Below are 4,964 nucleotides of genomic sequence, written 5' to 3'. Positions count from 1 at the left end.
GCCGTCGACTACTTCGAGAACTCCGGCCTCCCCTTCGTCATCGCGCTGAACGGATTCGACGGTCAGCAGCCCTACGCCCCCGAGGAAGTGCGGGAAGCGCTGCAGATCGGACCGGACACCCCGATCATCACGACCGACGCCCGCCACCGGGCCGACGCCAAGAGCGCGCTGATCACGCTGGTCGAGCACGCCTTGATGGCACGTCTCAAGTAGCACGCATGTAAGCGATCAAGTACGACGTCCCGTACGGCAGTTGCCGTAAACACTCCGGAGCCGACTGTGGCCTTTGACACGGTCGGCGCCGGTGTTCATAACAGTTCGGCAGAGGAATCGCCGGGCATCACCACGCGATGCGGTCGCCCCGTGCCGCTGTGCTCACAAACGCCCCGCCTTTTGACGGGGCTCGCTCTTTATGACCGTTTTATCTGGGGCCTGCGAGAGGGCTGCTCAGGGGTTTCCGCTGTTTGGAAGAGCACTGGTCCACGTGCTGGAATGCCTGAACTGCCCAATAGTCAAAGACGTACTCACTAGTCGATGACGAACCGGGCTCTGAGAGACTGCGGCACGACGTAGGTGCCGACCGCCGAGAGGTTGTTGGTCGAGTGAGGCGAAGCAAGAACGGTCCCGAGCCGTCGGCACGGGGCAACTTCACCCCGCCGCCGCGCGCTGCGGCGCCCACCCCTGTGTCCGGCGGGGAGCCGGCGGCCACTCCCGCGCCGAGCGGCGGCCGCTTTTCGCCCCGCAACTGGCGCGTGACGACCAGACTGAACGCGATCCTGCTGATACCCGTGGCGGTCGGCCTCGTCATGGGTGGCTTCCAGGTGAAGAGCTCGATCGACACCTGGCAGCAGGCACGCGACGCCGAGAACACCGCCCGCCTGGTGCGTGCCTCCCTCTCCTATGCCGACGCCCTCTACAACGAGCGTGACGTCACCGCCGCACCCCTGCTGCTGAACAAGACCGACAGCACGAGCAAGGCGACCGTCGCCCAGGCCCGCAAGGCCACGGACGAGGCCGCCGACGCCTTCGACCAGGCCGCGCAGAACATGCCGCAGAAGTCGGGCCTGGTACGCCGGCTGAAGCTGTTCCGCGAGGCCGAGCCGGAACTCGCGCAGCTGCGCCAGGCCGCGTACACCTCCAAGATGACCGGCGTGAAGACCGAAGAGGGATACGTCGACGTCGCCCACCCCCTGATGGAGTTCGCCAACGAGCTCGGTCTGGGCACCGGCAACATCACCTCCTACGGCCGTACCGTCTACGCGATCTCGCTGACCAAGGCGGCGCTGTCGCTGGAGCGGTCCATCGGCACGCATCTGCTGGTCAAGCCGGGTCCGGACGCCGGGAACCTGGCGACCCAGCGGGTGTCGCTGTCCTCGTACGCCTATCTGGAGCGCATCGCCGTCGAGGAGTACAAGGGCGGTGGCACCGAGGCCGACGCGCAGCGGCTGGCCGAGGAGCAGACGCAGATCGAGTCGCAGGGTGCCGCGATGGCCGCGGCGCAGAAGCAGAAGGACCCGAACTACGTTCCGCCGCCCTCCGACCCGACCAAGATGGTCGCGGCCCTCGCCACCATGAAGGACACCAGCCTGCTCACCCGGCAGGAGCTGGCCACCAAGGGCATCACCGCCGACAACTGGTTCGCGGTCAACACGCTGAAGTACAAGGCCTACCGCCAGATCGAGTCGGACATGGCCGACAAGGCGGTGAGCGAGGCCTCGTCGATCGCCGACGACGCCAAGACGTCGGCGATCATCACCGGTGCCGTCGTCGTGGTCGCCCTGCTGCTCGCCTTCATCCTGGCCGGTGCCGTGGCCCGCCAGATGAGCCGCTCGATGCGTCAGCTGCGCAACGCCGCCTTCGGTATCGCCGAGCAGCGGCTGCCGATGCTGGTCGACCAGCTCTCGCGTACCGACCCCGGCCGGGTCGACACCCGGGTCGCCCCGATCCCGATCCACACCAAGGACGAGATCGGCGAGGTCGCCCGCGCCTTCGACCAGGTCCACCGCGAGGCGGTCCGGCTCGCCGCCGAGCAGGCCCTGCTGCGGGGCAACATCAACGCGATCTTCACCAACCTGTCGCGCCGCAACCAGTCGCTGATCGAGGGCCAGCTGACCCTGATCACCGATCTGGAGAACAACGAGGCAGACCCGGACCAGCTGGAGAACCTCTTCAAGCTGGACCACCTCGCCACCCGTATGCGCCGCAACGGCGAGAACCTGCTGGTCCTCGCCGGCGAGGAGCCCGGCCGCCGCTGGGACCAGCCGGTCCCGCTGATCGACGTGCTGCGTGCCGCCTCCTCCGAGGTGGAGCAGTACGAGCGCATCGAGCTGTCCGGCGTGCCGGAGGCCGAGATCCACGGCCGCGCGGTCACCGACCTCGTGCACCTGCTGGCCGAGCTGCTGGAGAACGCGACGACGTTCTCCTCGCCGCAGACCAAGGTCCGCGTCACCGCGACCCGTCTCCCCGACGGCCGCGTGATGATCGAGATCCACGACAAGGGCATCGGCCTGACCGCCGAGGACTTCGCGGACATCAACCACAAGCTGGCCAACCCGCCGACCGTGGACGCCGCGATCTCCCAGCGCATGGGCCTGTTCGTGGTCGGCCGGCTGTCCGACCGGCACGGCATTCGCGTCCAGCTGCGCCCCTCGGGCGAGCAGGCCGGTACGACCTCGCTGGTCATGCTGCCGGACGCCATCACGCACGGCGGTGGCGGCGAAGCCCCGCTGGACCGCGAGGAGTTCACGGTCTCGCAGATCATCCCGGAGCAGCAGTTCCAGGGTGAGAGCTTCAACCAGGTGCAGCCGATGCGCACCGCCGCCGAGCTGGGCTTCGACGACAGCCGCTACTCGGAGGTCCCCGACGACATCCGCGAGCTGGACCCCGTCGGCCGCTCCCTGATGCGCGAGGAGCGCCGGGCGGCCCTGGAGGCCCAGACGCACGGCCAGCCCGATCTGCCGCAGCAGGATCCCGCTGAGGGCCCCGCGTACGTCGACCCGCTGTTCGACGGGCCGCCGGCGTACCAGGAGCAGCCGCGGCAGGCCTTCCATGAGCCGGTGTACGAGGAGCCGCAGCCCTCGTACGAGGAGCCGCAGCAGGCTTCGTACGAGAAGCCGTACGAGGACCAGTTCTTCGCGCCGAACGGCACCCTGCCGCAGAACGACGGATTCTCGGCCCCGGTGGGCGGCGGCTACCCCGATCCGGCGTACACGGAGCCGGCCCAGGCGCACTCCTACCAGGACGACTGGCCGCAGCAGCCGCAGCAGGACGCCTACCAGAACGGCTATCCGGCCCAGTACGCTCCGGAAACGGAGTCTTCGCAGGCCGCTGACGCGAGTGAGCGGAACCGCGTAGGCTTCGACCGTCCGGGACCGGCCTCTCCCGCCTCCCACCAGCTGACCGACGCCGGGCTGCCCCGCCGCGGGTCCGTCGCGAGCGGTTCCAACGGCTCGTCCGCCGCGGGTGGCGCGGCACGCGGCCAGCAGGAAGCGCCACAGGCCGCTCCGCAGACGAACGGCGGCGGCGACTGGCGCTCGGCGAACGACGAGCGGTGGCAGCAGGCCGCGCAGCTCCGGAAGCCGAAGGCGGGCGGGGTCACCGCCTCCGGTCTGCCGCGGCGGGTACCCAAGGCCAACCTGGTCGAGGGTGCCGCCGAGAGCACCCCTCAGGGAGGCCCGCAGGTCTCCCGCGCCCCGGAGGACGTCCGGGGCAGGCTGAGCAACCTGCGTCGAGGCGTCCAGCGCGGACGCAACGCAGGCAGTGAAACGAACGGCCAGGGCTTCGGTCCTGACAGCACCTACAACCAGGAGCGTTAGTGTGAGCCCGATGAGCCAGGCGGCACAGAACCTGAACTGGTTGATCACCAACTTCGTGGACAACACCCCGGGGGTGTCCCACACCGTGGTGGTCTCCGCCGACGGACTCCTTCTGGCGATGTCCGAAGGCTTCCCCCGCGACCGCGCCGACCAGCTCGCGGCCGTCGCATCCGGTCTGACGTCCCTGACGGCAGGCGCCTCCCGGATCTTCGAGGGAGGCGCTGTGAACCAGACGGTTGTGGAGATGGAGCGGGGATTCCTCTTCATCATGTCCGTATCCGACGGTTCCTCGCTCGCGGTGCTGGCCCACCCGGAAGCGGACATCGGCCTCATCGGGTACGAGATGGCCCTTCTGGTGGACCGCGCGGGCACGGTCCTGACCCCGGATCTCCGTGCGGAGCTCCAGGGGAGCCTTCTCAACTAGTAATCGGACGGTGCGTTTTCGTGTCCCGGGGCCGTAAGGTTTCGGGACGCGGCGCCACAGCGATGGGTGCCCGGCACAGTCGGAGGAGGAGAAAGTGGCAACACCCCCAGGCGGTTCGCATTCAGGCAACTGGTCGTACGGCCCTGCCCAGGGCCAGGGCGACGGTTCGGCGAACCGGTACAACTTCCCCTCCGCCCCGAGCCACCGGCAGCCGTACGCGCCGCAGGGCCCCGGCCCCTCGCCGTACGAGCAGCCGCCGGCCCCGCGGATCCAGCCGGTGCAACCGCAGCGCCGCCCCGAGCCGGCGCCCGCGAGCGCATCGAACAACCCCCTGGTGCGTCCGTACGCCATGACCGGCGGCCGGACCCGCCCGCGCTACCAGCTCGCCATCGAGGCACTGGTGCACACCACCGCCGCTCCGCACCAGATGCAGGGCCAGCTGCCCGAGCATCAGCGGATCTGCAACCTGTGCCGGGAGATCAAGTCCGTGGCCGAGATCTCGGCCCTGCTGACGATCCCCCTCGGCGTGGCCAGGATTCTCGTCGCCGACTTGGCGGAAGCGGGCCTGGTCGCCATCCATCAGCCCGGCGGCGACGAGAACGCCGGTGGCCAGCCAGACGTGACACTGCTCGAAAGGGTGCTCAGTGGACTTCGCAAGCTCTAGCGGCGGTCCTTCCCGCTCCACCACCTCCGCGAAGATCGTGGTGGCGGGCGGCTTCGGCGTG

Annotated in this window: 3 protein-coding genes and 1 pseudogene; all 4 read left to right on the top strand. The window is 69.2% G+C overall.

Going from position 1 to position 4,964, the window contains the following annotated elements; all coding sequences use genetic code 11:
- Positions 1-213, top strand: a pseudogene (locus AV521_RS25905) (ATP/GTP-binding protein); the annotation flags it as partial.
- Positions 214-602: 389 nt separating this feature from the next.
- A complete protein-coding gene (locus AV521_RS25900) occupies positions 603-3,815 on the top strand; it encodes a nitrate- and nitrite sensing domain-containing protein (RefSeq protein WP_179023397.1) in 3,213 nt (1,070 codons plus the stop codon).
- Positions 3,816-3,825: 10 nt separating this feature from the next.
- Positions 3,826-4,239, top strand: a complete 414-nt coding sequence (locus tag AV521_RS25895) for a roadblock/LC7 domain-containing protein (protein ID WP_003993185.1) — start codon at positions 3,826-3,828, stop codon at positions 4,237-4,239.
- A 94-nt stretch (positions 4,240-4,333) separates the two neighbouring features.
- On the top strand, positions 4,334-4,903 hold the full coding sequence (locus tag AV521_RS25890) for a DUF742 domain-containing protein (protein ID WP_031224755.1): 570 nt from the start codon (positions 4,334-4,336) through the stop codon (positions 4,901-4,903).
- Positions 4,904-4,964: the final 61 nt, after the last annotated feature.

Source organism: Streptomyces sp. IMTB 2501 (assembly GCF_001953885.1).
Lineage (GTDB): Bacteria > Actinomycetota > Actinomycetes > Streptomycetales > Streptomycetaceae > Streptomyces.
This window is presented reverse-complemented; position numbering and strand designations above follow the sequence as displayed.